This window comes from Bradyrhizobium sp. A5, from assembly GCF_042076515.1.
In the GTDB taxonomy this organism is placed as follows: Bacteria; Pseudomonadota; Alphaproteobacteria; order Rhizobiales; family Xanthobacteraceae; genus Bradyrhizobium; species Bradyrhizobium cosmicum.
Genome location: NZ_CP148990.1, coordinates 6,549,463 through 6,574,757, shown reverse-complemented (window position 1 = coordinate 6,574,757; position 25,295 = coordinate 6,549,463). Strand labels below are relative to the sequence as shown.

The 25,295-nt window shown below is 65.0% G+C and carries 18 protein-coding genes and 2 pseudogenes; 13 read left to right on the top strand and 7 right to left on the bottom strand.

Annotation, left to right across the window (positions count from 1 at the left end; all coding sequences use genetic code 11):
* Positions 1-260: 260 nt before the first annotated feature.
* The 3 genes and pseudogenes from WHZ77_RS31095 (at position 261) to WHZ77_RS31085 (ending at position 4,741) form a co-directional block, all read left to right on the top strand.
* Positions 261-1,359: pseudogene (locus tag WHZ77_RS31095) on the top strand (efflux RND transporter periplasmic adaptor subunit).
* The gene (locus WHZ77_RS31090) at positions 1,359-4,433 is read left to right on the top strand and encodes an efflux RND transporter permease subunit (RefSeq protein ID WP_375311418.1); all 3,075 of its coding nucleotides are present in this window, start codon (positions 1,359-1,361) and stop codon (positions 4,431-4,433) included. The pseudogene WHZ77_RS31095 and the gene WHZ77_RS31090 overlap by 1 nt, the downstream one beginning before the upstream one ends.
* Entirely contained in the window at positions 4,430-4,741 is a 312-nt protein-coding gene (locus WHZ77_RS31085; RefSeq protein WP_014439373.1) for a DUF3240 family protein, read from the top strand. Before WHZ77_RS31090 ends, WHZ77_RS31085 begins: the two co-directional genes overlap by 4 nt.
* 88 nt (positions 4,742-4,829) lie before the next feature.
* Here the strand turns inward: WHZ77_RS31085 and WHZ77_RS31080 are convergent, their stop codons facing one another.
* Entirely contained in the window at positions 4,830-6,407 is a 1,578-nt protein-coding gene (locus WHZ77_RS31080) for a winged helix-turn-helix domain-containing tetratricopeptide repeat protein (protein ID WP_375311417.1), read from the bottom strand.
* Between the two features lie 140 nt (positions 6,408-6,547).
* On the opposite strand from WHZ77_RS31080, the gene WHZ77_RS31075 reads away from it, so the two are divergent.
* From WHZ77_RS31075 to WHZ77_RS31045, 7 genes are all read left to right on the top strand, one after another.
* On the top strand, positions 6,548-7,297 hold the full coding sequence (locus tag WHZ77_RS31075; RefSeq protein ID WP_375311416.1) for an SDR family oxidoreductase: 750 nt from the start codon (positions 6,548-6,550) through the stop codon (positions 7,295-7,297).
* 67 nt (positions 7,298-7,364) lie between these two features.
* Entirely contained in the window at positions 7,365-8,318 is a 954-nt protein-coding gene (locus tag WHZ77_RS31070; protein ID WP_375311415.1) for a helix-turn-helix domain-containing protein, read from the top strand.
* 258 nt (positions 8,319-8,576) lie between these two features.
* Positions 8,577-9,407 (top strand): alpha/beta fold hydrolase, encoded by an 831-nt coding sequence (locus WHZ77_RS31065; RefSeq protein WP_375314851.1) that lies wholly within the window; start codon positions 8,577-8,579, stop codon positions 9,405-9,407.
* A gap of 39 nt (positions 9,408-9,446) precedes the next feature.
* Positions 9,447-10,652, top strand: a complete 1,206-nt coding sequence (locus WHZ77_RS31060) for an NAD(P)/FAD-dependent oxidoreductase (RefSeq protein ID WP_375311414.1) — start codon at positions 9,447-9,449, stop codon at positions 10,650-10,652.
* Between the two features lie 37 nt (positions 10,653-10,689).
* Complete coding sequence (locus tag WHZ77_RS31055; protein ID WP_375311413.1) at positions 10,690-11,646, top strand: MBL fold metallo-hydrolase; 957 nt, start codon at positions 10,690-10,692, stop codon at positions 11,644-11,646.
* Between the two features lie 298 nt (positions 11,647-11,944).
* Positions 11,945-13,162, top strand: coding sequence for a serine hydrolase domain-containing protein (locus WHZ77_RS31050; RefSeq protein ID WP_375311412.1), 1,218 nt, complete (start codon positions 11,945-11,947; stop codon positions 13,160-13,162).
* Positions 13,163-13,370: 208 nt separating this feature from the next.
* Complete coding sequence (locus tag WHZ77_RS31045; protein WP_375311411.1) at positions 13,371-13,784, top strand: SRPBCC family protein; 414 nt, start codon at positions 13,371-13,373, stop codon at positions 13,782-13,784.
* Between the two features lie 217 nt (positions 13,785-14,001).
* On the opposite strand, the gene lepA is transcribed toward WHZ77_RS31045, so the two are convergent.
* The gene (gene lepA, locus WHZ77_RS31040) at positions 14,002-15,813 is read right to left on the bottom strand and encodes a translation elongation factor 4 (protein WP_014439385.1); all 1,812 of its coding nucleotides are present in this window, start codon (positions 15,811-15,813) and stop codon (positions 14,002-14,004) included.
* A 113-nt stretch (positions 15,814-15,926) separates the two neighbouring features.
* Here lepA and WHZ77_RS31035 point away from each other — a divergent pair, with 113 nt between their 5' ends.
* Complete coding sequence (locus WHZ77_RS31035; protein WP_375311410.1) at positions 15,927-17,552, top strand: glycosyltransferase family 39 protein; 1,626 nt, start codon at positions 15,927-15,929, stop codon at positions 17,550-17,552.
* A gap of 7 nt (positions 17,553-17,559) precedes the next feature.
* On the opposite strand, the gene WHZ77_RS31030 is transcribed toward WHZ77_RS31035, so the two are convergent.
* From WHZ77_RS31030 to WHZ77_RS31010, 5 genes and pseudogenes are all read right to left on the bottom strand, one after another.
* Positions 17,560-17,877 (bottom strand): HPr family phosphocarrier protein, encoded by a 318-nt coding sequence (locus WHZ77_RS31030; protein WP_375311409.1) that lies wholly within the window; start codon positions 17,875-17,877, stop codon positions 17,560-17,562.
* Positions 17,874-18,275 (bottom strand): PTS sugar transporter subunit IIA, encoded by a 402-nt coding sequence (locus WHZ77_RS31025; protein ID WP_011090868.1) that lies wholly within the window; start codon positions 18,273-18,275, stop codon positions 17,874-17,876. The genes WHZ77_RS31030 and WHZ77_RS31025 overlap by 4 nt, the downstream gene beginning before the upstream one ends.
* A gap of 190 nt (positions 18,276-18,465) precedes the next feature.
* Positions 18,466-18,933, bottom strand: a pseudogene (locus WHZ77_RS31020) (HPr kinase/phosphorylase).
* Positions 18,930-20,732, bottom strand: coding sequence for a stimulus-sensing domain-containing protein (locus WHZ77_RS31015; protein ID WP_375311408.1), 1,803 nt, complete (start codon positions 20,730-20,732; stop codon positions 18,930-18,932). Before WHZ77_RS31015 ends, WHZ77_RS31020 begins: the two are co-directional and overlap by 4 nt.
* 111 nt (positions 20,733-20,843) lie before the next feature.
* The gene (locus WHZ77_RS31010; protein ID WP_007597749.1) at positions 20,844-21,545 is read right to left on the bottom strand and encodes a response regulator transcription factor; all 702 of its coding nucleotides are present in this window, start codon (positions 21,543-21,545) and stop codon (positions 20,844-20,846) included.
* A 240-nt stretch (positions 21,546-21,785) separates the two neighbouring features.
* On the opposite strand from WHZ77_RS31010, the gene WHZ77_RS31005 reads away from it, so the two are divergent.
* A complete protein-coding gene (locus WHZ77_RS31005) occupies positions 21,786-22,535 on the top strand; it encodes a HugZ family protein (protein ID WP_375311407.1) in 750 nt (249 codons plus the stop codon).
* Positions 22,536-22,599: 64 nt separating this feature from the next.
* The gene (locus WHZ77_RS31000) at positions 22,600-25,194 is read left to right on the top strand and encodes a tetratricopeptide repeat protein (protein ID WP_375311406.1); all 2,595 of its coding nucleotides are present in this window, start codon (positions 22,600-22,602) and stop codon (positions 25,192-25,194) included.
* Positions 25,195-25,295: the final 101 nt, after the last annotated feature.

Genomic DNA, 25,295 nt, shown 5'->3' with positions numbered 1-25,295 from the left:
CTTTTGCATGACTCAATGCAGTGGGTGCATGGAGAGCGCGGTCATTCGCCGCAAAGCGGGGACGGTGCGCCGGAGCTTCGCCTGCCGGCGACTATCGGTTTTCGGCAAGGATCGCCTTGCCGACGTCCTCCTATCGACCCGGATTGACGCAGGTCAACACCCCCGGGTCGATCCGGACTATCTAAAGCCTGTAAATCACATTCGAAGTTACACTGATGCTCTCGCTTCATCGGGTGAAGTGCTCACGGCGCCGATGGCGGATGCTGGGCCCAATTCTGCTCGCGCTCGCGCTTGCCGGTTTGCCTCGCGTTGCGATCGCCGATGACGAGGTGAAGCTCACCGCGACGCAGGCTCAGAATCTCGGGGTCCGCGTGACCCATCCGATCTCGAGCCGGACCGATCAGACACTGCCCTATCCGGCGCAGATCGTGATTCCGACCCCGCAATTATGGGTGGTGAGCGCGCCGGTCGCCGGCATGGTGACCAATCTGGCGGTCGCGCGCGGCGATCGGGTCATCGCCGGACAGCCGCTGGTAACCCTGCAGAGCCCGAGCTTCGTCTCGCTGCAGCGCGACTATCTGCAAGCCGTTGTGCAGGAGGTTCTCGCCAACAACCAGTTGAGGCGGAATGCCGATCTGTTCGAGGGCAAGGCGGTGCCGCAGCGCGTTCTGGAGGCCAGCCAGACCGAGGCTCGCCAGGCCGGCATCGTGCTCGCCGAGCGGCGGCAAATGATCTATCTGAGCGGCATGTCGGACGAGGCGGTCTCCCGCCTGATCAACGACGCCGCGATCAGCGCCACGCTGACCGTCCAGGCGCCGCAGGCTGCTTCCGTCGTCGACATCCCGGTCTCTCCGGGGCAGCGGCTGGAGCAGGCCGCGCCACTGGTGAAGCTGGCGCGGCTTTCACCGGTATGGGCCGAGATTGCAATTCCCGCGTCGAGCATCCGGGCCGTTCAAGCCGGCGCGAAGGTCGAGATCGAGGGCTATGATGCGCCGGGCCGTGTCATCCTGGTGTCCGAGACGACCGACGCGGCAAGTCAGACCATCCTCGTTCGCGCGGAGATGCCGAACGAGGGCGGTGGGCTGCGCCCCGGCCAGACCGCAACGGCGCGCATCAGCTTTCTCTCCGCGCGGCGAAAGCGCCTGGGAGATTCCCTATAGCGGCCTCGTTCGCCGCGGCGAGCAGACCTCGGTTTTTGTGGCCATCGCCGGCGGCTTCCGTCTCGTTCCCGTCACGTTGCTCGCCGAGGACCAGGATCACGTCGTGGTCGCAGGTGCGGTCAGCGACAAGGACGAGATCGCGATCGCCGGCATCTCGGCGCTGCGGGGCATTCTGTCTCGTCTCGGAGCTGGCCAGTAATGCTGCAGCGTCTGGTCGCATTTGCGCTGTCGCAGCGGCTCTTCGTTGCACTCGGCGTGCTCCTGCTGGTCGGAGCCGCCGCGGTATTTCTTCCGGGCCTTCCGATCGACGCCTTTCCGGACGTGTCTCCGGTTCAGGTGAAGATCATCATGAAGGCACCGGGCCTGACCCCGGAAGAGGTCGAGCAGCGCATTACCGTTCCGATCGAGCTCGAGCTGCTCGGGCTTCCCGACAAGAAGATTCTCCGCTCCACCACCAAATACGCGCTGGCCGACATCACCGTCGATTTCGAGGACGGCACCGACATCTACTGGGCCCGCAACCAGGTCTCCGAGCGCCTGTCCAACATCGCGCGCGATTTTCCGGAAGGCGTCAGCGGCGGACTGGCGCCGATCACCAGCCCGCTCGGCGAGATGTTCATGTTCACCATCGACAGCGCCGAATTGTCGCTGGCCGAGCGGCGAACCCTGCTCGATTGGGTGATCCGCCCCGCGCTGCGCACCGTCCCCGGCGTTGCCGACGTCAATTCGCTCGGCGGCCATGTGCGGGCGTTCGAGATCGTTCCTCTGGCCGACGCGCTCGCCGCCCGCGGGATTTCCTCCGAGCTGTTCCGGCGGGCCATCGAGGCCAACAGCCGCAACGATGGGGCCGGGCGCGTGAACCAGGGCGAGGACAGCTCGCTGGTGCGCATCGAGGGCAGCATTCGCACCATCGACGACATCCGGGCCATCGTCATCGACACCCGCGAGGGGGTTCCGATCCGGGTCAGCGACGTGGCGCGGGTCAGGGTCGGCGCGCTGACGCGCTACGGTGCCGTCTCCTCCGACGGCCATGGCGAAACGGTGGAAGGCCTCGTGCTCGGCCTGCGCGGCGCCAATGCCGGCCAGCTCGTGCGTGACGTCCGGGCGCGCCTCGAGGAACTGCAGCCGTCGCTGCCGAAGGGCGTCTCCATCAACGTGTTCTACGACCGCAGCCGGCTGGTCGGGCGTGCCGTCGGAACGGTGGTGCGGGCTCTCGGCGAAGCCACCGTGCTCGTCGTGGTGCTCCTGCTGCTGTTTCTCGGCAATTGGCGCGCCTCGCTGGTGATCGCGCTCAGCCTGCCGCTGGCCATCGTCATTGCCCTCCTCGCCATGCGCGCGGTCGGCATGTCCGCCAATCTGATGAGCCTCGGCGGCCTCGCGATCGCGATCGGCATGCTGATCGACGCGCTGGTCGTCGTGGTCGAGAACATCGTCGGCAATCTCGGCAAGCACGAGCCTGGAAAGGGCCCGCCGCTGATCCATATTATATTTCGGTCGGTGTGCGAGGTGCTGCAGCCGGTCGCCTCCGGCGTCCTGATCATCATCATCGTGTTCGTGCCCTTGCTGACGCTGCAGGGGCTCGAGGGCAAGCTTTTCATTCCGGTCGCGCTCGCCATCATCTTCGCGCTGGCCGGCTCGCTGCTGCTTGCTCTCACCGTCGTTCCGGTCGCAACCTCCTTTCTGCTCAAATCCGCAAGCCATGGCGATCCGCTGCTGATCCGCCTCGCGCAGCGTGTCTATGCGCCGGCGCTGGACTGGGCCCTGAAGAACGAACGCAAGGTCGTCGTCGTCGCGCTGCTGGGGCTCGTCGCCGCCGGCTACGCCTACACGCAGCTAGGCAAGACCTTCATGCCGACCATGGACGAGGGCGATGTCATCGTCAGCGTGGAGACGCTGCCGTCCGTCAATCTCGATGAATCCATGGCCATCAATGCCAGGCTGCAGGCGGCCCTCATGAAGGTGCCTGACGTGGCCGGGATCGTCGCCCGGACCGGCTCGGACGAGCTCGGCCTCGATCCCATGGGACCCAACCAGACCGATACATTTCTGGTGCTCAAGCCCGCGGACGAGAGGAAAACCCGGGACCGGACGGAACTCCTGCAGGTCCTGCGCGACGTGCTGGCGGATTTTCCGGGCCTGTCGCTCAGTTTCACCCAGCCGATCGACATGCGCGTGCAGGAGATGATCAGCGGCGTGCGCGGCGACGTCGCGGTCAAGATCTTCGGGACCGACATCGGCCAGCTCAACGACATCGCGACGAAACTCTCCGCGATCCTGTCGAGTGTCGACGGTGCGGAAGACGTCTACACGACCATCAACGAGGGCGCCCAATACTACACGGTCGCCGTGAACCGGATGGAAGCCGGCCGACTCGGCCTGACCGTGGATGCCATCTCCAACGCGCTTCGCACCCAGATCGAGGGGCGAATCATCGGGACCGCGCTGGAGGACGGCCGCCGCACGCCGATCCTGGTCCGGGGCAGCGAGACGACGCGGGAGGCGCCGACGCTGCTCGCGAGCCTGCCGCTGACGCTGTCGTCCGGCCAGCACGTCGCGTTGTCGCAGGTCGCCCGCATCCAGCGTGTCGATGGCCCCGTGAAGATCGACCGCGAGAACGGCAACCGCATGAGCGTCGTCCGCGCCAACGTCCGCGGCCGCGACATGGTCGGGTTCGTGCAGGCGGCCCAGCAGAAGGTCACGGCCGAGCTCCCGCTGCCAAAGGGCTATCGGCTCACATGGGGCGGACAGTTCGAGAACCAGCAGCGCGCGGCCGCGCGGCTGTCGATCGTGGTGCCTGTCGCGATCGGTCTCATCTTCGTGCTGCTGTTCACCACTTTCGGCTCCGTGCGCCATGCCTTGCTGGTGCTCGTGAACATCCCCTTTGCCCTGATCGGCGGCGTCTTTGCGCTGGTGTCGACCGGTGAATATCTGTCGGTGCCGGCGTCCGTCGGCTTCATCGCGCTGCTCGGCATCGCGGTCCTGAACGGCGTCGTGCTGGTCTCGTATTTCAATCAGTTGCGCGCGCATGGTCTGGCCGAGGAGCGCATCGTGATCGACGGCGCCATGCGGCGGCTGCGTCCGGTGCTGATGACCGCGAGCATCACCGCGCTGGGATTGATCCCGCTGCTGTTTGCGACGGGGCCGGGATCGGAGATCCAGCGCCCCCTCGCCATCGTGGTGATCGGGGGCCTGTTGTCCTCGACGCTGCTGACCCTGATCCTGCTGCCGATCCTGTATCGCCGGTTCGGCGGCGCTGCCAAGGCGGCCAGATGACCAGCGAAGCGGTCTGCCTCACCCTGATTGCCGCGCGCCAGCTTCGCGACGAGCTGTTCGACTATCTCAGCGAGCAGGCTGATCTGGTGCCGGGTTTTACGGCCTCTGACGCCGCGGGACATGGAGCCAACGTGCGACTGCAGAGCCCGGAGGAACGCGTCAAGGGGCATGCCGACCAGGTGCTGGTCCGTATTGTCCTGCCAAACGCTGCTGCCGAGCGCCTGCTGGAGCGGCTCAAGGTCTCGTTTGCCGGGACCAACCTCGTCTATTGGGTGATGCCGGTCGCGGACTTCGGCATCATCGAGTGATGGGCTGGCGGTGCTGCGCGCGCGGGTGCGGTCGGTACGGCCGGGATGTCCTCACTCTAGACTAGAAGGGAGCGCACCGACGTGCCTCTCACTCGGGCAAGCCCGCCAGCCGCAAGCCGTTCGCGAGGCTGGCGCGATGCTCCGGATGCCGGATCGGTATCCAGCCATCGAGCTTGGAGATGCGAAACCCAGGATCGAGCTTGCGCAGATGATCCGCAGCATCCCGAGCCTGCTCCGCTTGTCCGGCGAGCCCATGACAGGCGGCGATGATCAGCGCGACGAACACGAAGCTTGGCAGCTGCCGGAGAGATTGTTCGCCCCAGGACAAGGCCAGGTCGAAACGTCCGGCAAACAGATGCGACATCGCCATGCCGGCCTGCATCCGGAACATCTCGGGATCCAGCGGGCTGAACCGCATGGCGCGGGTCAGGAACTCGATTGCAGCTTCGGGATCGCCGCGCTCGGCCCGCAGGAAGCCTCCCAGGAACCAGGCCGCCGCCAGGTTCGGGTTGAGCAACAGCGCCTTGTCGAGCAGTGCGACGGCGCCGTCCACGTCGCCGGCGAGATGGGCGAGCGTGTGTCCGGCCCGTGTCAGCGCGACGGCGTCGTCCTTGCCCAACTCCATCGCCAGACGGGCCAACCGGATACCCTCGGCGGACTCCCGCGGCTGATCGGTCATCCATCCGTTGATCTTGCGCCAGCAATGACACCAGGCCGCCATGGCATGGGCCGAGGCGAACTCGGGATCGAGTACGATGGCCTTGTGAAACAGCGGCAACGCGTCGTCGATCGCTTCTCGCGTGCCACGGTGCAAATGTGGCATGGCGCGCAGATAGTGATCGTAGGCGCTGAGATTGCCAGTCGGTTTCCGCCGGGCGCGCTCGATCTCGGCGCGCTCGAGCTGGGAGGCGATCGCGCCGACGATGCTGATTGCGATCTGGTCCTGCAGCTCGAAGATGTCATCGAGCGTTCCTTCAAATCTTTCAGCCCATAGGTGGATGCCTGTTGCGGCGTCCACGAGCTGTCCCGTGATGCGCACCCGGCCTGCGGCGTGACGCACGCTGCCTTCGACGACATAGCGCACGCCGAGCTCGCGGCCGACCTGCTTCTCGTCCACGGTCCGGCCCTTGTAGGTGAAGCTCGAATTACGGGCGATCACGAACAGCCAGCGGATGCGCGACAGCGCGGTAATGATGTCTTCCACGACGCCGTCGGCAAAATAATCCTGCCCGGCGTCGCCGCTGAGGTTTCGAAACGGAAGCACCGCAATCGACGGAGAATCCGGCAGCGACAGGACCAGCCCGGGCGGTCCGATCGCGACGTTCGGCTGTACAGCCGCCGCGGGAGCGAGCGGCTCGTCCTCCCGGACTTCACCGACGAAGCGCATGCCTTTGCGCGAAACTGTCCGGATCAGGCGCTGCTCCTTGCCGGTATCACCGATCGCCTTGCGGACCGCGTTGACGTGGCTCGTCAGCGTCGATTCGGAGACGATCCGGCCGTCCCAGACGGCCGCCAGCAAATCGTCACGCGTCACCACCTGCTCCCGCTTGCGAACCAGATGGAGCAGCAGATCGAACACCTTTGGCCCGATCGGGACCTGCTCTGCGCCCCGGGTCAGCTCGCGCCGTTCGGTGTCCAGGCAATAATTTTCAAACCAGAAACGCAAATCCACGCTCCGCTTGGACGGAAAGCCAGGGAAATTTGAAGGTCAATTCAAGCCGGGCGCAAGGCCTTCCCGTCCGCATGCGCGCATCCTCGCTCCAGCAACAAGGCCATCGCTGACCAGAAAAATCGAGGAAAATCATCATGAAGATCGTCGTCATCGGCGGGACCGGCCTGATCGGAGCGAAACTCGCGGTCGTGCTCCGTGAAAAGGGCCACGCTGTCCTTCAGGCCTCACCCCGCTCGGGCGTCAACGCCATCACGGGTGAGGGGCTTGATCGGGCGCTTTCGGGCGCAGACATCGTCGTGGATGTCGCGAACTCACCGTCCTTCGAGGACCGCGCCGTTCTGGCGTTCTTCGAGACGTCGACCCGCAATCTCCTCGCGGCCGAGGCCGTCGCCAAAGTGCGGCATCACGTCGCGTTGTCCGTCGTCGGGACCGATCGCCTTCCGGAATGCGGCTACTTCCGCGCCAAGCTCGCACAAGAGAATCTGATCCGCAGCTCGAGGATTCCCTTCAGCATCCTGCGCGCCACCCAGTTCTTCGAATTCATCGGCGGCATCGTCGATTCCTCCTCCGACGGGCAGACCGCCCGGCTGTCGCCCGCGCTGTTTCAGCCGGTGGCCTCGGACGATGTCGCTACCGCGCTGGCCGATGTGACGCTTGCCGATCCCATCAACGGCATGATTGAGCTCGCCGGTCCCGAGCGATTGAGTCTCGACGAATTCGGCCGGAGATACCTGGCCGCGATCAAGGACCCGCGCAAGGTCGTTGCCGACATTCATGCCCGCTATTTCGGAGCGGAGCTTGACGACCGATCGCTCACGCCAGGCGACCGTCCACGGGTTGGTGCCGTCCGCTTCGAAGATTGGCTCGCCACCCTTCGCAAGTGACCCGCCGGTCTGCCTTCGGCCCTCATCGTGACCGCCATGCTACCACCTCTCATGCGAACCCACGTCCATGACAAAGCCTGTCTCTTACGATCTTTCGCAGAAGGGGCCGACGGCCCCGTCCGAAGCGCGCCAGGCCACTCCGGCCCAGGCCGATCGGCCTCTCGCCGATGCAGAAATGGCCCGCGTGCTCGGAACCGAGCCGTTCCGCATGGCCCTGGACCCATCCGGCGGCGGGATCGCGCACTGGAGACACGAGCCACTGCACGACGTCGTCGAACCCATGACCCACCATGTGATCATGGCCTACAACGGCGCGGTGCAGCGCATGCAGCGGCGTTCGGGCCGATTTGCTTCGACGGGAACGTTTCGTCCCGGGGTCGTGATCATCATTCCCGAAGGAGCGAGCTCCAGATGGGATATTCCAAAACCCGTTGACGTCGTTCAGCTCTACCTTCCGCACCGAACGCTCGTGCGCGTGGCCGACGAAGCCGACACCCCCGGGCCGATCGATCTGCTGGAGCGAACGGCGCATCCCGATCCCATCACGTCCCGGTTACTCCTCAGCGCCGCGGACGTCCTGGAAGGCAATGAGACCCTGGATTCGCTTTTCAGGCAGCAACTGACGGACCTTCTTGCGACGCGCCTGCTGGCCGCGCATGCGGGCGCGCCGACTATGGTCCAGCCGGTTGTGGGCGGGCTGGCACCGAAGGTGCTGATGCGCGCCATCGAGCGCCTCCGCTCGGAGCGCGATGCGGATGTCTCGCTTGCGGCGCTCGCCGCGGACGCTGGCCTCTCGCGCTTCCACTTCTGCAGGGCCTTCAAGGAGAGCACCGGGCTCTCGCCCCATGCTTGGCTGCGCCAGCGCCGGCTCGAGCAGGCGATGCAGATGCTGCGCGAGACGGACGCGTCGGTCGTCACGGTCGCCGCCGCGCTTGGCTACGCCTCTCAGACCGCGTTCGCCGCTGCATTCAAGCGGCTGACCGGCGATACCCCGACCGGTTGGCGCCGGCGCGCGCGTTAGCAGCAATTGCTCTGCAATCGCCGCAAGCGCGCTGGGGCAGCGGCACATCCGGTTCGCTAGATGAGCAGCATGCCCACGCCAATCACACGGAGAAGAAGAATGGCCTGGAACGTCCCGCTCAATCAGCTTGCGAACACCTCGCGCCGGAAGGTCCTCGCGACCTCGGTCATGTCTGCGATTTCACTTTCCGTCCGCTCGTCGACGGCGACCGGCGAGGAATCCAGCCGCTCGAAATCCGTCGCTCAATGGATCGATCCGATGACGTCGGTGATCACGGAGGATGGCGTACGGATCTTCTACAAGGACTGGGGACCGAAGTCCGCCCAGCCGATCGTCTTTCATCATGGCTGGCCGCTTTGCTCCGACGACTGGGACACCCAGATGCTGCATTTCGTCGGCAAAGGCTATCGCGTGATCGCACACGATCGCAGGGGGCATGGACGCTCGAGCCAGGTCGGCGATGGTCACGACATGGATCATTACGCGGCCGATGCCGCGGCGGTCGTCGACCACCTCGATCTCCGTAACGCCATCCATGTCGGACATTCCACCGGCGGCGGCGAAGCCGTCCGCTACGTCGCGCGGCACGGCCGCGATCGTGTGGCCAGGCTCGTGCTGATCAGCGCAGTGCCGCCGCTGATGCTGAAGACGGAAGCCAATCCCGGCGGCTTGCCGATCGAGGTCCTCGACGATCTGCGCCGGAAGCTCGCCACCAACAGGACGCAATTCTATTTGGATTTCGCGAGCGGTCCCTTCTTTGGCTACAACCGCCCCGGTGCCAAGGCATCGCAGGCGGTGATCTGGAATTGGTGGCGCCAGGGCATGATGGGCGGCGCCAAGGCGCATTACGACGGGATCAAGGCATTCTCGGAGACCGATTTCACTGAGGATTTGAAGAGCATCGCGGTGCCGACCCTCGTCCTGCATGGCGGCGACGATCAGATCGTGCCGGTTGCCGACTCCGCGCCGCTGTCGGCGAAGCTCCTGAAGAACAGCACGCTCAAGATCCACGCGGGACTGCCGCACGGCATCTGCACGACCCATGCCGGCGTCGTTAACGCCGAGCTGTCGGCGTTCATCGCGGCCTGATCCTGCGCATCGATCCATTCACACCACAGGAGACATCACATGCGATTGGTCATCATTGGCGCCGGCTTCGCCGGCATGTACGCCGCATTGTCCGCCGCGCGCCTGCGCGACATCAAGGGCGCCTCGCCCGACAAGCTCGAGATCGCGCTGGTCGCACCACAGCCGACACTCGTGGTTCGCCCGCGGCTTTACGAGCCGAAGCCCGAGACGTTGACGGCGCCACTGCTGGACGTGCTCAAGGCGGTCGATGTGGTCTACGTGCAGGGCAGTGCCGAGACGGTCGATGTCAAAGCGCGTGAAGTGGGTATTGTGACATCAGGGGGGAAGCGAACGAGGCTCTCCTATGACCGCTTGGTCGTGGCCACGGGGAGCCGGCTGTTCCGCCCGAACATTCCCGGCCTTGCCGAGCATGGCTTCAGCGTCGATACGCTCGACGATGCGATCGCGCTCGACCGGCATCTGCAACACCTGGTGAGCTGGCCGGTATCGGACATGCGCGACACCGTCGTCGTTGCCGGCGGCGGATTCACCGGGATCGAGGCGGCGACCGAAATGCCGGCGCGGCTCCGCGAGAGCCTCGGCCGCGATGCCAGACCGCGGGTTATCATCGTCGAGCGCAACGCGGCGATCGCTCCCGATATGGGCGAAGCTGCGCGTCCCATCATCGTGGACGCGCTGAAGCATGTCGGCGTGGAGACCCGGCTCGGCGTCGGTGTCGCTTCGCTCGACAAATCCGGCGTCACGCTGTCGGACGGCGAGCGCATCGCAACGGCGACCGTGATCTGGGCCGCGGGCATTCGCGCGGCGCCGTTGACCGCGCAGATTCGCGCCGAGCGCGACAATTTCGGCCGGTTGCTGGTCGACCGCGATCTGCGCGTGGCGGGTGTGGCCGGTGTCTTCGCCACCGGCGACGCGGCGCGCGCAGCTTGCGACGATGCCGGAAACTACGCGCTGATGTCGTGCCAGCACGCCACGCGGATGGGCGCCTTTGCCGGCAACAACGCCGCTGCCGAGCTGCTCGGCGCTCCGACAAGGCCGTATCGCCAGAAGGCCTATGTCACCTGCCTCGATCTCGGCGAAGCCGGCGCTCTCTTCACGCGCGGCTGGGAGCGGAAGGTCGAGATGGTCGGCGACAAGGCAAAGAAGACGAAGAAGGAGATCAATACGGTCTGGATCTATCCACCGCTCGCCGAACGCGCCGCCGCGCTCGCGTCGGCCGATCCGGAGCGCGTCACCGATCTCTGATCACATCATCAGCACCAAGCGCCAGGAGTTCTCAACGATGAATCGAGCCATCCGAAACACCCAACAGGAGACGACCATGAATCTACACGACACCCCGCACCTCGCCGGACCGCAGCCCGAAGAGCTAGTCCCGTCGCGCTACGCCTTGAAAGTCGGCGACATCGACGTGCTTGTGGTCAGCGACGGCGTGCTGCCGCTCCCGACCCAGATGCTGGGACACAACGCCGCCCCATCCGTCCGCGCCGCCTGGTTGAAGGACATGTTCCTGCCGCAGGACGCGTTCGACTGGGCTCTGAACGCGGTCGTTGTCCGCAGCGGCGACAGGACCATCCTGATCGACGCGGGACTGGGGTCTGATCCGGACTTGCACTTGCCGCGGGCCGGGCAGTTGATCAAGCGACTGGAGGCGGCCGGAATCGATCTCGCGTCCGTGACCGACGTGGTGCTGACCCACATGCACATGGACCACGTCGGCGGCTTGCTCGTCGACGGGGTGAAGGACCGGCTGCGACCGGACCTGCAGATTCACGTTGCGGCCGCCGAGCTCAAGTTCTGGGAAGCGCCGGATTTCTCCCGCACCGCCATGCCGCCCGGATTTCCGGACGCGCTGCGGGCGGCTGCCACGCGGTTCACGAAGGAGTACCATAACCAGCTGCGGCAGTTCGATGAGGAGCACGAGATTGCGCCAGGCGTCGTCGTCCGTCGCACCGGCGGTCACACCCCCGGTCACAGTGTTGTCCGCCTGACGTCCGGCGGTGACGCGCTGACCTTCGCCGGCGACGCCGTCTTTACGGTCGGCTTCGACCACCCTGACTGGTTCAACGGCTTCGAACACGACCCGGAGGAGGCCTCCCGCGTTCGCGGCCGGCTCTTGCGGGATCTGGCGAAGACCGGCGAGCTGCTGGTCGCCACGCATATGCCGTTCCCGTCGGTCGGGCACGTGGCGCGCGACGGCGACACCTTTCGCTTCGTACCGGTGTTCTGGGACTACTGATCGCGTGTCAGGCTCGAGCTGAGCAGGGCCGGGGGCGCGAACGCATGAACGTCATGGGTTCGCACCTCCGGTTCGGTGATCGCCCTTTCGATGCGATGAAACGGATGGTACTGCGCGAGAGCTCGCCCCATCCCATGAGCTGACACCATCGACCCGTAGTGATAGCGTGCCTCTCATCACGCGCACGTCAGAACGTGTGAGGAGGGCAGGTACAATGAATTGGGCAGCGCCCTGCAGGCCGCGCGGTTGTCGCGGGCATTTCTTGTCTTTCATTTTCGTCTGCGCTGTCTGGACACCCTTGGCCTGCGCACAGGACGTCCGAAGCTCTCCCGATGAACCCGGGCCGGTCTTTTCGGATAGCGGCCCCGATGCTGATGTCTACGGTGCGGCCGAGGGCTATCCGGTCGGCACGCGGGGGACCGCCACCCAGCTTGACAAGCTCGTCGGGGTCTACAGCCATTTCGGCGAGATCTTCCCCTCGCGCCCGATCGGCCGCGCGACGGCGCCCTGGCAATTCAAGCGCGCGCCGGAGCCGTCGATCACCTACAGTTTCGGCACGGAACGGCTGAGCATCGCGGACTACCTCAAGCGTAACCCGGTGACGGGCCTCCTGATCGCCAGGGACGACACCATCCTGTACGAGCACTATCAATATTCGCGGACCGACCACGATCGCTTTCTGTCGCAGTCCATGGCCAAGACGCTGGTGGCCATGCTGGTCGGGATCGCGGTCTCGGAGGGACGGATCAAGTCGATCGACGACCTCGTCTCGACCTACGTCCCTGGCCTTGCAGGGACGGAATATGGAAACACATCCATCCGGGCCTTGTTGAACATGTCTTCAGGCGTCGACTTCTCGGAAGTCTATGATGGGCACGACGACATCGCCCGGCTTGGACGCGCCCTGTTCGTTGAAGAGACGAAAGACCCTGCCGCCGTCGTCGCGCAATTCAATACCCGAACCGCGCCGCCGGGGACCAGATGGCACTATGCAAGCGTGGAAACCGAGATCCTGGGCCTGGTCCTGCGCTCCGCTACCGGCACGCCCGTTGCGGACTATCTCCACGACCGGATCTGGGATGCCATCGGCACTGAAGCGGATGCGTCATGGGCGATCGACGGGAGCGGGCAGGAGATCGCCTTCTGCTGCTTCAACGCAACCTTGCGTGACTATGCGCGTCTGGCCCGGCTGCTCGCAAACGACGGCGTCTGGGAAGGCCGTCAGTTGATCCCCCGGCAGTGGCTGCTGGATGCCACGACCGTCAGGCCAGGCGATGGTCATCTCGCTCCGCGCGTGGCCACCCCCTATTTCGGCTACGGCTATCAGGTGTGGCTCCTCCCCGGCGAGCAGCGCAGATTTGCCCTGCTCGGCATCCGCGGTCAGGTCATCCTGGTCGATCCGGCCTCGAAGCTCGTCATGGTGCATACCGCCGTTCGCCAGAAGCCGTCCGAGCCGGGAGCCCTCAGGGAGCCGCTTGCGCTGTGGTCCGCCGTTCTCCAGCAGCTCGGGCATTGACCGCGGCGGCCGAGTTGTTCGCGGCAGTCGGCGGATGGTCAGGAGCTGCTCCACCGGCAATTTTTTGAGATATCGACGACGCGACCATGTCGGTACAGACAGGTCTCGACCGTCCTTGGATGGACACCCCCGGAGGTGCCGTGGATGAATCCCGCGCATCTGAAGTGATGTCGTCACCTCGACTGTCAAAGACGAACTGGAGCAATGCATGAGGATCACCGTCGAAACCAGCGTAGCAGCCCCGATCGATCGGGTCTGGGATGCCTATACGACGCCTGCCGACATCGTGAAGTGGAATGCCGCGTCCGACGATTGGCATACGACCAAGGCGACCGTTGACCTGCGGGAAGGCGGCGCCTTCTCGTCCCGGATGGAAGCCAAGGACGGCAGCATGGGTTTCGACTTCGCCGGCACCTACACGAAGATCGTCGAACACAGGCGGATCGAATACGCGTTCGGCGATCGAAAGGCGGAGGTCGAGTTCGTGCCGGGCCCGAATGGCATCGTCGTCCGTGTCGTCTTCGACGGCGAGACGACGCATTCGGTCGAGCAGCAGCAAGCCGGCTGGCAGGCGATCCTCGACAACTTCGCGCGCTACGTCGAGGCGAAGCCAACGTCGTGATCGATCAAACGGTCGAAGGGAATGACGGGTGGTTGCATCACACACCCTGCGATGATGCCGCCATACCCCTGTTTTGCCCGACGGGTCAACTGGATTTCGTAAAATCGAAAATGTGCAATGCCGCCAAGGAGGCGGCTACTGTGCATGGGGTTGTTTTCGCGTTTCTTGTTTGCCGGCCCCGGCGACCGGGCCGATTGGTCTGGTCCCGGCCGTCGCCTCAGCTATCGACCTTCAGCGCGGCAATGAAGGCTTCCTGCGGGATGTCGACCTTGCCGAACTGCCGCATCTTCTTCTTGCCTTCCTTCTGCTTCTCCAGAAGTTTGCGCTTACGCGTGATGTCGCCGCCGTAGCATTTTGCGGTGACGTCCTTGCGCAGCGCGCGGACGGTTTCGCGCGCGATCACCTTGCCGCCGATCGCCGCCTGGATCGGGATCTGGAACATGTGCGGCGGGATCAGCTCCTTCATCTTCTCGACCATGGCGCGGCCGCGGCCTTCGGCGCGGGTGCGATGGACCAGCATCGAGAGCGCGTCGACCGGCTCGGCGTTGACGAGGATTTGCATCTTGACGAGGTCGGCCGGCTTGTAGTCGGTCAGATGATAGTCGAACGAGGCGTAGCCCTTGGAGACCGACTTCAGCCGGTCGTAGAAGTCGAACACGACCTCGTTGAGCGGCAGGTCGTATTTCACCATCGCGCGAGAGCCGACATAGGTCAGCTCCTTCTGCACGCCGCGGCGGTCCTGGCACAGCTTCAACACGCTGCCGAGATATTCGTCGGGCGTCAGGATCGTCGCTTCGATCCAGGGCTCCTGGATCTCCGCGATCTTGACCACGTCGGGCATGTCGACGGGATTGTGAATCGAGATTTCCTGACCGTCGGTCAGCTTCATCTTGTAGATCACGCTCGGCGCGGTCGCGATCAGGTTGAGGTCGAATTCGCGCGACAGGCGTTCCTGGATGATCTCCAGATGCAACAGCCCGAGGAAGCCGCAGCGGAAGCCGAAGCCGAGTGCGGCCGACGTCTCCATCTCGTAGGAGAAGCTGGCGTCGTTGAGGCGCAGCTTGCCCATCGCCGCGCGCAAGGTCTCGAAATCGTCGGCGTCGGCCGGGAACAGACCGCAGAACACCACGGGGATGGCCGGCTTGAAGCCCGGCAGCATTTCCGTCACCGGCTTCTTGTCGTCGGTGATGGTGTCGCCGACGCGGGTGTCGGCGACTTCCTTGATGGCCGCCGTGATGAAGCCGATCTCGCCCGGGCCGAGCTCGTCGACCTGCGTCATCTTCGGCGTGAAGAAACCGACGCGCTCGATGTCATAGGCCGCGCCGGTGCCCATCATGCGGACCCGGCTGCCCTTCTTCATGACGCCGTCGACGACGCGGATCAGCACGACGACGCCGAGATAGACATCGTACCAGCTGTCGACCAGCAGCGCCTTCAGCGTCGCGTCGCGATCGCCTTTCGGCGGCGGCAGGCGGGTGACGATGGCTTCGAGCACGTCGGGAACGCCGAGGCCGGTCTTGGCCGAGATCATCACCGCGTCGGAGGCGTCGATGCCGATGACGTCCTCGATCTGCTGCTTGACCTTCTCCGGCTCTGCGGCGGGAAGATCGACCTTGTTCAGGACCGGCACGATCTCATGACCTGCATCAAGCGCGTGGTAGACGTTGGCGAGCGTCTGCGCCTCGACGCCCTGGCTGGCGTCGACCACCAGCAGGGAACCCTCGCAGGCCGCCAGCGACCGCGAGACTTCGTAGGCGAAGTCGACATGGCCGGGCGTGTCCATCAGGTTGAAGATGTAGTCCTTGCCGTCCTTGGCCTTGTACGCAAGGCGCACCGTCTGCGCCTTGATGGTGATACCGCGCTCGCGCTCGATGTCCATGGAATCGAGCACCTGCTCCTTGCCCGCCATCTCGCGGTCGGAGAGGCCGCCCGTCATCTGGATCAGGCGGTCGGCCAGCGTCGATTTGCCATGGTCGATATGGGCGACGATGGAGAAATTGCGGATGTTCGAAATGGGGACGGTCGTCATGGGCGCGGGATACCACTCACATCCCCGTGCGGCAACCATATTGCTGTATTTTCAGGGCCTTTCTTCACGCCAAGCTGATTCCACGGCGGCCCAAAACGCGCTACGCAACGACCATGTCCACGACCTCGATCCCCTCCGCCCGACCGCGCGTCAAAGCCCGGGTGAGCCTTGGCCGCTTTCGGGCCTGGCTGGTTGCCAATGCGACCCGGCCGGAGGCGCGCCTCTGGCTGGTGGTCCAGCTCGCCATCCTGCATGCGGTGATCTGGACCTTCATCCTGATCAATCTCAAAGCGGCGCAAGACGTTCACATGGACGTCGCGGAAGCCTATGGCTGGGGCCAGAAATTCCTGCTCGGCTACGGCAAGCACCCGCCGCTGTCGGGCTGGGTCGCCGGCCTCTGGTTCACCGTGTTCCCGGCGACGGACTGGGCGACCTATGCGCTGGCGATGGCGACCGTCGGCGTCGGCATGGTGATCTGCTGGCTGCTGAGCTTGCGCGTCGTGGACGCGCGGCGCGCCTTCCTGGTCGTGGTGATGATCGCGCTCTACCCGATCTTCAACTTCAAGGGTTTCAAATACAACCCGGACCTGCTCCAGCTCGTCACGCTGCCGCTTCTGGTGCTCGCCTATCTCAACGCCTTCGAGAAGCGGAGCTGGCAGTCCGGCATCTGGTTCGGGCTCGCCGGCGCGCTGGCGCTGATGACCAAATACTGGGTACTGACCATGATCGGCGCCATTGGCCTTGCCGCGCTGATCCATCCCGATCGTATGAAATTCCTCCTGTCGCCGGCCCCGTGGGTGGCGATCGCGACGATGGCGGTGGCGATGATCCCGCACATCGTCTGGCTGGCGGACGCGCATTTCGTGCCGCTCACCTATGCCGGCGACACCTACAGCCTCGAGGACAGCCGCCTCGTGCATCAGCTCGTGGCCGGCTACATCCTGCATAATTTCGCGCTGCTGGCCTTGCCGGTAGCGCTCGCCGCGCTGGCCATGGCGCTGGTGCCGCATTGGTTCACGCTGCTGTTGCGCGCGCCCTCGCGTATCGTCACGCGGGCCTGGGCGCGCGGCGCCAATGCGGGCGTCAATCTCTCGCAGGCGATGAATGTCTGGATCATCCAGATCATTGTCGCGGTCGGCCCGCCGCTCGGCGCGCTGGTCTTCAGCATCTACATGAAGACCGATTGGGGCATCTCGCTGTTCTTCCTGGTGCCGCTCGCGCTGGTCGCGATCCCTGCGCTGCGGGTGCAGGGCGCAGTGCTGTTCAACATCGTCGCAATCTGGCTCGTGCTCAGCGTCGCGACGCTCATGGCCTCGCCCTGGATCGCCGCGCGCGAGATGGCCGCCAATGCCGGCAACACCGCGACCTACGGCGCGCGCTCGGATCTCGCACGCGAGCTGACGCAGGCCTGGCACGCGCGCTTCGCCTCACGCTGGGCGATCGTCGCAGGCACCATGGAGTCGATCCAGCCGATGGTGTTCTACAGCCCCGATCATCCCGCCGCTTTCGTGCCGATCGAAGCCTGGGATTCCGGATTGATCTCGCGCGACGACATCAGGAAATACGGCTTCATCGGCGTGTTCGATCCGACCGACGGTCGCCTGCCGGCATTCGAGAAATGGGTGTCGGAGACCGCGCCGAACGCCGAGCGCATCGTGATGACCACGCGCCGCTTCACTCACGGCAAGGCCGGTCCGTCGATGAGCTGGAACATCTACATCGCGCCGCCGGCGAAGTGACGAGGGACTAAATCCCTTCCTCGTTGAACTTGCTTTCAACGAGTTCGGTGATTGCCGCGAGCGCGGCATCCGCTTCGGCACCGGCCGCGGCCACCGTGATCGTCGTGCCCGGGCCGGCCGCGAGCATCATCAGGCCCATGATCGAGGTGCCGCCGACGGTCTCGCCGCCGCGTGTCACCCACACCTGCGCGTTGAAGCGCTCGACGGCCTGGACGAATTTCGCGGAGGCGCGGGCGTGCAGGCCGCGCTTGTTGATGATCAGGAGGTCCTTGGAGATCGCGCCCGCGGGCACGCCCGACCCGGCTTGCGGCGCGTCGTCGCTCATTTGCCGGCGAGCACGCGGCTGGCGATGGTGACGTATTTGCGACCCGCTTCCTGGGCCATCGCGATCGCGTCGGGCAGCGCGCGCTCTTCGCGCACCTTGGCGAGCTTCACCAGCATGGGAAGGTTGATGCCCGCGAGGACTTCGACCTTCGGCCGGCTCATGCAGGATATCGCCAGGTTGGATGGCGTGCCGCCGAACATGTCGGTGAGGATCGCAACGCCATCGCCGGAATCGACGCGGTTAACCGCCTCGATGATGTCGCTTCGACAGAGATCGGAATCATCTTCGGCGCCGATCGTGATCGCTTCGATTTGTTTTTGTGGGCCCATGACATGCTCAAGCGCTGCCTTGAACTCGTCGGCAAGGCGCCCGTGGGTCACAAGTACTAGACCAATCATCGGAAAACTCCTCGCGGGCGCTTTTGGTGCACCGCACGAACGCGCCACTTTGACCATCCAGAGCCCCCGCGCAAGGGGGGATGTTGCGTATCTCCCTGAATCTAGACGGATGGATAAGGGGAGCTGGGTCGGTCTATTCGGTCGCGATAGTGGGGTTCATATGGTTACAATTTCCCTTCAAACAATCGCCTCAAGGGTTAGTCGAAGGTTAACTCTTGGTAGTGGTCAAGGCCGCAACAACCAAAGGGAGGGGCGAATAGCCGCGCCCGACCGGGATTCGGGGTATTTCGACACCGAAAATGCGTGTTTTGAGCGATTCTGCCGCGGGCAGGCGTTCCGCCTCCGCAGCGTCCAGATCGACCACGAGGCCGACGGTCGCATGCTCCACGAAGTCGCAGTGGCGGATCCCCAGTCCCCGGACCTCGATCAGGCCGGCCAGTCTCGGCGCGGGACGGACCTCAATTTCATGGCCGACTGTCGCCAGATGGACACGGTCGTCCCCGACCAGAACGGCGCTTTCGACCACGCCGGCGCGCCCTGCCATGATCAAATCAAAGGCAAGCCGCGACTTGCCTGAGCCAGACGGCCCGCGGATCAGCACGGCCAGAGTCCCCACCTTGACCGCGGAGGCGTGAACACTGGGGCCGCCGTCGCTCATAGCGCCGGCAGCCTCACCACGAAGCGCGCGCCGGCAACCGTCGGCGCGCCGTCCGCGTCCAGCGGGCCCGCACGGTTCTCGGCCCAGATGCGTCCGCCATGGGCATCGACGATCTGCTTCGAGATCGACAGGCCGAGGCCGGAGTTCTGGCCAAAGCCTTGATGCGGACGATCGGTGTAGAAGCGCTCGAAGATGCGCTCCAGTGCGTCGTCGCGGATGCCGGGGCCGTCGTCGTCGACCACGATCTCGATCTCGGAGCGGACGCGGCGGCAGGTGAGGCGTACCTTGCTGCCTGCTTCCGAGAAGGATTGCGCGTTGGAGAGCAGGTTGGAGACCACCTGCCCGAGCCGCGAATCATGGCCGGTCACGGCGAAGGCGTCGGTTGGGCTGCGGCCCTCGAAGCGGGTCTCGACCGCGACGTCATGGCCGAGCTTGGTCTCGTTGGCGACGGACACGAGCGTCGTCAGCAGGCGGCGCAGATCGACCGGGACCGCATCCTGGCGCTGCAATTCGGCGTCGAGGCGGCTGGCGTCGGAGATGTCCGAAATCAGCCGGTCCAGCCGCTTGACGTCGTGCTCGATCACCTCGAGCAGGCGGGCGCGGCTGTTCTCGTTGCGCGCCAGCGGCAGCGTCTCGACCGCGGAGCGCAGCGAGGTGAGCGGATTCTTCAGTTCGTGCGCGACATCGGCGGCGAACATTTCGATGGCTTCGATCCGGCTGTAGAGCGCGCTGGTCATGTCGCGCAGCGCGCCGGAGAGATGGCCGATCTCGTCGCGGCGGCGGGTGAAGTCGGGAATCTCGATGCGGGCCTTGATGCGGCGGCGAACGCTCTCGGCGCTGTCGGCAAGCCGGCGCACCGGTCCTGCGATCGTGCTGGCGAGCAGCAGCGACAGCATGATCATGACCGCGGCGGCAACACCGCCGACCTTCAGGATTGCGAGGCGCTCGGCGGTGACCATCTGGTCGATGTCGTCGCCCTGGGTGGACAGCATCAACGCGCCGTGGATGGCGCGCGAGCGCAGCACGGGGACCGCGACCGAGACGATCACCTCGCCGCGCGCATTGACCCGCACCATCGAGCGCTTCTGGCCCTGGAGTGCGTCACTCACTTCCGCATAGCCGTTGCCGTTCTCGGGCCCGAGCTCGCGATAGAGCGGCAGGTCGCCGCGGTTCAGCCAGGTGCGTACCGCGACCATGCCGCGCTCGACGAAGCCGGGCTTGTCGGCCGGCGGCGGCAGGTTGAGGCGCAGCACGTTTTCGAGATTGCGGCTGTCGAGCAGCAGGCTGCCGTTCGGATCGTAGATGCGGGCTCGCGTCTTGGTCGGCGAGATCAGCGTGCGCAGCACCGGCGCCACGCGTTCCGGATTGATCGGAAAGTCCAGCGGCGAATACTCGTCCGGTCCGCCATAGGTCTCGCCCGGCTTGAGGTCGAGCAGCCGGTCGGGATCGATGGTGATGGTGTTGGTCTGGACGGTCGCGGACGCCGCGATCGCGCCGGCGATGATTTCGGCCTGCACCAGCAGGCTCTGCGCGCGCGCGTCGATCAGGCCGGCGCGGAACTGGGATAGGTAGAGGATGCTCGCGACCAGCGCGACAAGCCCGGCGAGGTTGAGCGAGACGATGCGGCGGGTCAGGCTCGAGAAGGACAGCGCGAAGAAGAACTGCCCGGCGCGCTTCAGCCAGTTCAGCGGCTGCCAGCCCTGTGCGGCCGGCCTGTCCTCGGCGACGTGCTCCAGACCGCCGTCGGATGCGACATCCCCGGCGCTCTGGTTCTCGTCAGGCTGCGTTCGGTCAAGCAATGCTTACGCCCGCGTTAGGACTTCTCGTGTGAAGGGTCCCCGCATCCTAGAGCCATCCCGGTCCCGATGGAATCAGAACCGGCGATGGTCTTTGTTGAAGGCGCGTGAGGCTCAGGCTTCCTTGAAGCGGTAGCCGACGCCGTACAGCGTCTCGATCATCTCGAACTCGTTGTCGACCACCTTGAACTTCTTGCGCAGCCGCTTGATGTGGCTGTCGATGGTGCGGTCGTCGACATAGACCTGGTCGTCGTAGGCGGCGTCCATCAGCGCGTTGCGGCTTTTGACCACGCCGGGCCGGGTCGCCAGCGCCTGGAGGATCAGGAATTCGGTGACGGTCAGCGTCACCGGCTCGTTCTTCCAGGTGCAGGTATGGCGTTCCGGATCCATGCGCAGCAGGCCGCGGTCGAGCGCCTTGGCGTCGTTCTCCTTCGGCGTGACCGTCGGGTCCTTCGGCGCCGAGCGGCGCAGCACGGCCTTGACGCGCTCGACCAGCAGACGCTGCGAGAACGGTTTGCGGATGAAGTCGTCGGCGCCCATCTTGAGGCCGAACAGCTCGTCGATCTCTTCGTCCTTGGAGGTCAGGAAGATCACCGGCAGGTCGGACTTCTGCCGCAGACGACGCAGCGTCTCCATGCCGTCCATGCGCGGCATCTTGATGTCGAGGATGGCGAGATCGGGTTGGGTGGTACGGAAACCGTCAAGCGCGGAGGCGCCGTCCGTGTAGGTCATGATGCGGTAGCCTTCGGCCTCCAGCGCGATCGAGACGGATGTGAGAATGTTGCGGTCGTCGTCGACCAAAGCGATTGTGGGCATGAGCCTCTGCTTTCTGCTTTCCGTTTGGGTCGTGGCTTAAACGGCGAGCAATCCACTGATGCGCCGCATACATGGGTGCCGAATTTGGCGTTCGAACCTTGTCACCGAGCAATGCAAGCTGGGCTGAAGTGTGACCAAGTTCCACGAAACACGGCAGATTCGCCGCATGTCGACCCATAACCAGACCCTCGTTTACCCGAAAAAAGGCCCTCCTTGCAACCACCCGTGCCGAGAAAGCCAATGCAACCGACCCCCGATTTCGACCCCGGAAAGCTCGCCAGATCGCTGCTCAGGCGGTCGCGCCAAGGTGCGCTGGCAACGCTGATGGCAGGCTCCGGCGATCCCTATTGTTCCCTGGTCAATCTGGCAAGCCACCCGGACGGCTCCCCGATCCTGCTGATCTCGGGACTGGCGGTCCACACCAGGAACATCCTCGCGGATAGCCGGGTCTCGTTGATGCTGGACGAGCGTGTGGCCGGCGATCCCTTGGGAGGCGCCCGGATCATGCTGTCTGGCCTGGCCGAACAGGCCGCAGCCGACCGGGAGCTGCTCCAGCGGCGGTATCTCAATGCCCATCCTTCGGCTGAAGCCTTTGTATCGTTTAAGGATTTCTCCTTTTTCCGGATCCGGCCGACGGGAACCCATCTGGTCGCCGGCTTTGGCCGGATCGTCGACCTCAGGCCGGAGCAGTTCATAACTGACCTCGCCGGCGCTGAGGACCTGCTGGCGGCGGAGGAGGGGGCCGTCGAGCACATGAACGCCGACCACCGCGACGCCATGGGCCTCTACGCCACCAAACTCCTCGGTGCGGCCGAGGGCGACTGGCGCTGCACCGGCTGCGACCCCGAGGGCCTCGATATGCAGGATGGCCAGACCGCGCTGCGGCTCGATTTCCCGGAGCGCGTGACCAACGGCACGGCGCTACGAAAAATGCTGGTCCGCCTCGCTGGCGAAGCGCGCACAAAGCTGGACTCAAGCGCAACAAATTGAACGCCGTTGCCTATCGCTGCGACCCAAGACCGTAATGGTCTTGAGGTGCGCAGCGAGAGGATTGATGACACGCCGTCGTCTGACGCTGGTTGCGGGTGTGGCGCTCGCGATCATGGTATCGCTGGCCACCCCCGGCCTCGCCCAGAAGGGTGATCTCTCCGCGCGAAGCGCGCGGATCAGCGCGCTGAGAAGCGCCGGCAGATATTCGGAAGCGCTGCCGCTGGCGCAGGCCATGGTGGCGTCTCTCGAGAAAACCACCAACAATCGCGACCTCGCAGGCGCTCTCAACAACCTCGCGCAAATCCATGCCGATCAGGGCCACGACGACCAGGCCGAGCCGATCTACAAGCGTGCCATCGCGCTGATGGAAAAGGGGACGGGTCTCGACAGCGTCGAGATCGCACCGGTCCTGAACAACCTTGCCGCACTCTATCAGCGGCAGAGCCGGCTTTCCGAGGCTGAGCCGCTGTTCAGGCGCGCGCTCGCTGTCCGCGAGAAGGCGCTGTCGCGCGAGCATCCCGATGTCGGCCAGTCGCTCAACAATCTCGGCACGCTCTATGTGAAGCAGCAGCACTACGCGGACGCGGAGCCCTTGTTTCAACGGGCGCTGGCGATCTACCAGAAGGTCGGTGGCCCCGAGCATCCGGCCGTCGCGACCCTCCTGAACAATCTCGGTCAACTCTATCGCGATCTCAACGGCGACGCGGAGGCCGAAGTACCGGTCAGGCGCTCGCTCGCGATCCGCGAAAAGGTGCTGGGGATGGATCATCCCGACGTCGCGCGATCCCTCAACAATCTTGCCGGCCTCTACGAGCACCAGCGGCGCTATGCCGACGCCGAGCCGCTCTATCGCCGTGCGCTTGCTATTCGCGAGCGGGCGCTCGGGCCCGATCACCCTGATGTCGCGACCTCGACCAGCAACCTTGCTTATTTCCTCTACGTGTCTGGTCGAAATGAGGACGCGCTGCCTCTCGCAGAAAAAACCCTTCGCAGCGACCGCGCGCAGCTGCGCGTCGTGCTGCCGGTCCTGTTCGCTGCGCGGCAGCAACATCTGCTACCTGACGACAAGGCGCTGGACGAGGCGCTCGCCGCGATCCAGCGCGGTACGCAATCGTCTGCCGCATCCGCCGTGAACAAGCTCGCCGTGCGACTCGCTGCCGGCAGCGACCGGCTTGCCGAGCTGGTGCGCCGGGATCAGGACCTCGCGGCCGAGTCCGAGGCGCTCGACAAGGCGATCATCGTCGCAGTGTCGAAGCAGTCGGCCCAGCGCGACGTCGCGGCCGAGGCGCGCAGCCGTGTGCGGATCGCGACGATTGCGAACGAGCGTGCAGGCTTGCAGAAGACGTTCGTCCTCGAGTTCCCGGACTACGCCTCGCTTTCCAATCCGCTGCCGCTGGCCGTGAAGGACATCCAGCCGCTGCTGTCGGCCGATGAGGCGATGGTACTCTTTTCCGTGGTCGACAAGCAGAGCCATGTCATCGCGATCACGCGCGAGGGTGTCGAGTGGAAGGAGATTCCACTCGGCGCGGACGCGCTGGCGCATAAGGTCACGGCGTTCCGCCGCGGACTCGATGTCGGCAAGGCGCGCGATGCGTCCGGCAAATCCGGATTGTTCGATCTTGCACTCGCCAACGAACTCTATGTCGCGCTGCTCGGTCCGGTCGAGGCTCTGACACAAGGCAAGCGTAACCTGCTGGTGGTGCCGTCGGCCGCGCTGACCGCCTTGCCGTTTCACCTGCTCGTCATGGAGAAGCCGCAGGCTGCGATCCCGGATACGCTCGATGGTTATCGCAGCGCCGCCTGGCTGCTGCGGCGTCAGGCCGTGTCGGTGCTGCCGTCGGTGACCAGCCTGAAATCGCTGCGTGCCTTTGCGCGGAGAGACCAGGGCGTGAAGCCGATGACCGGCTTCGGCGATCCCGTGTTCAATCCTGCGCTGGAAGGGCCGGCCGATCGTCGCGCAGCGAATGGAAAGGTTGCCGCGCGCAGCATCGTGACATCAGCCTATACCGACTTTTGGCGCGGTGCCGGCGTCGATCGCGCGCGGCTGGCGCAGGCGCTGCCGCAATTGCCGGATACAGCGGATGAGTTGAATGCGGTGGCCAAGGATGTCGGCGCGGCCGCAGCCGACATCCATCTCGGCCGCGATGCCAGCGAGACGACGCTGAAGCGTGCAGCGCTTGCTCAATACAGCATCATCTACTTTGCCACCCACGGCCTCGTCGCTGGCGACATCAAGGGATTGGGCGAGCCTTCGCTTGCTCTCTCCATTCCTGAACAACCCACGGAGCTGGATGACGGCCTGCTCACGGCGAGTGAAGTCGCCCAGCTCAAGCTCAATGCGGATTGGGTTGTGCTGTCGGCCTGCAACACCATTGCCGGCGACAGGCCGGGCGCTGAAGCCCTGTCGGGACTGGCGCGCTCGTTCTTCTACGCCGGCGCCCGCGCGCTGCTGGTCTCGCACTGGGCCGTGGATTCGGAAGCTGCCACACGCTTGACCACCTCGACTTTCGAGTTGCTCAAAAACGAACCAGAAATCGGCCGTGCCGAAGCCCTGCGCCGCGCGATGTTGGCGTATGTTGATGACACCTCGTCGCCGCGCAACGCTTACCCCGCGATGTGGGGACCGTTCGCACTGATCGGTGAAGGCGAGGTACGGTAGCCCGGTCCAGGATTGTGCGTCGCAGCAACCTCAGGAAGCGCCGAAACACGTATTTGGTTGCGCGATCATTCGTGATTTCTTGATGCGGATGCTCGGGGATG

Coding starts and splice junctions, on each gene's coding strand:
- WHZ77_RS31045 (WP_375311411.1), top strand. CDS start 13,371: ATGAGGATCACCGTCGAAACCAGCGTAGCAGCCCCGATCGATCGGGTC.
- WHZ77_RS31005 (WP_375311407.1), top strand. CDS start 21,786: ATGCAACCGACCCCCGATTTCGACCCCGGAAAGCTCGCCAGATCGCTG.
- WHZ77_RS31030 (WP_375311409.1), bottom strand. CDS start 17,877: ATGAGCGACGACGCGCCGCAAGCCGGGTCGGGCGTGCCCGCGGGCGCG.
- lepA (WP_014439385.1), bottom strand. CDS start 15,813: ATGACGACCGTCCCCATTTCGAACATCCGCAATTTCTCCATCGTCGCC.
- WHZ77_RS31010 (WP_007597749.1), bottom strand. CDS start 21,545: ATGCCCACAATCGCTTTGGTCGACGACGACCGCAACATTCTCACATCC.
- WHZ77_RS31000 (WP_375311406.1), top strand. CDS start 22,600: ATGACACGCCGTCGTCTGACGCTGGTTGCGGGTGTGGCGCTCGCGATC.
- WHZ77_RS31035 (WP_375311410.1), top strand. CDS start 15,927: ATGTCCACGACCTCGATCCCCTCCGCCCGACCGCGCGTCAAAGCCCGG.
- WHZ77_RS31025 (WP_011090868.1), bottom strand. CDS start 18,275: ATGATTGGTCTAGTACTTGTGACCCACGGGCGCCTTGCCGACGAGTTC.
- WHZ77_RS31055 (WP_375311413.1), top strand. CDS start 10,690: ATGAATCGAGCCATCCGAAACACCCAACAGGAGACGACCATGAATCTA.
- WHZ77_RS31075 (WP_375311416.1), top strand. CDS start 6,548: ATGAAGATCGTCGTCATCGGCGGGACCGGCCTGATCGGAGCGAAACTC.
- WHZ77_RS31065 (WP_375314851.1), top strand. CDS start 8,577: ATGACGTCGGTGATCACGGAGGATGGCGTACGGATCTTCTACAAGGAC.
- WHZ77_RS31070 (WP_375311415.1), top strand. CDS start 7,365: ATGACAAAGCCTGTCTCTTACGATCTTTCGCAGAAGGGGCCGACGGCC.
- WHZ77_RS31090 (WP_375311418.1), top strand. CDS start 1,359: ATGCTGCAGCGTCTGGTCGCATTTGCGCTGTCGCAGCGGCTCTTCGTT.
- WHZ77_RS31085 (WP_014439373.1), top strand. CDS start 4,430: ATGACCAGCGAAGCGGTCTGCCTCACCCTGATTGCCGCGCGCCAGCTT.
- WHZ77_RS31060 (WP_375311414.1), top strand. CDS start 9,447: ATGCGATTGGTCATCATTGGCGCCGGCTTCGCCGGCATGTACGCCGCA.